The organism is Thiolapillus sp. (genome assembly GCF_048562965.1).
In the GTDB taxonomy this organism is placed as follows: Bacteria; Pseudomonadota; Gammaproteobacteria; order Chromatiales; family Chromatiaceae; genus Thiolapillus; species Thiolapillus brandeum_A.
This window is the reverse complement of record NZ_JBHNMF010000980.1, coordinates 1-1,047: the sequence shown is the minus strand read 5'-3', so window position 1 is coordinate 1,047 and position 1,047 is coordinate 1. Positions and strand designations below refer to the sequence as shown.

Annotated in this window: 1 protein-coding gene; it reads right to left on the bottom strand. The window is 52.7% G+C overall.

Features of this window, described 5'->3' with window-relative positions; translation table 11 throughout:
* Positions 1–376: 376 nt before the first annotated feature.
* The coding region (locus tag ACOCD2_RS21630; protein ID WP_419626093.1) for a restriction endonuclease subunit S at positions 377–1,047 on the bottom strand (671 nt) is incomplete at its 5' end.

The following is a 1,047-nucleotide window of genomic DNA, read 5'->3' as shown; positions in this document are numbered from 1 at the left end:
CGTATCCGGGATTACTTCCGGGGTGGTTTTTTGGCAGGTCAGCAGCGTCTCGTGAGGCAGGGTGACAAATGAAGCGCGGTCTGACGGCGGCGCGCCATGATGGATGGCCTGCCGGAATCCTCGCAAAAAGCAGGGGATATCGGCGTGTCCGCCGACCAATATAACCTTTGTTGTGTATCGCCATTATCGTTTTATGCAACACAAGGCAGTTTGTCGTCCCCTGGCGATACACAAGGACGTTCATGGCGCCTCCCTGCCCTCCGCGATATTGATCATCCTCGGGATGCTCAGAATGGCTGGCCTGCGTTACCTGCGGCAACAGAGCCTTGCCGTCCAGATCAGAGCGAAGGAGACTGTTCGGCACAGAAGGTTGCATCTATGCCACATCCTGCGGGAAAAGCTGCTGCATCAGGCCTTTCTTGAGGTTCTTGAGGGCGTCGAGCTTGTGCGACTCCAGCCCGATCACCTCGTCAAGGGAGGAGAGGCAGTGGGCGATTTTTTGTTGTTCGGTAGTCTCGGGCGGTATTGGAACAGGGTATTCTTTTATGGAGTTGATATCTCCGCGGGGCATTTTCACTCCCTTCGCCCCTGCCATGACGTAATTAATGAAACGATTATTCTTTAAAATGTGGGCAACGTATTGTCCGCCTTGGGAGTTTCTAGGTCTAAACACAAGAACATCATTTGATGCCCCGCCAGAGAAGTTGGCCGCCCAAACTTTTTTTAAGTAAGGTCGAATATTTGCGAGCAAAACATCCCCTGCTTGAAAAGAAGACACTGAATTAACAGTTGGGAGTTTGTTTGCAACAGCTACCCCGCCAAAATCTTGCAGAATATTCTCCGTGCTCACATAGTTGACATTCGAAATATCCTTGAGTTGTACCCTGTCATTGACAAGGGGGGCAATGGCCTCTAGAGGTATAAATTCCCACGCCCCCGCCTCCCGAAACTCGGGAAAGCGCAGGCGGGGTGTGGTTTCGCCCTCGGCGGGGAAGAGCTGCTGCATCAGGCCCTTCTTGTGCTGTTTCAGGGCCTGGACCTTTTTGG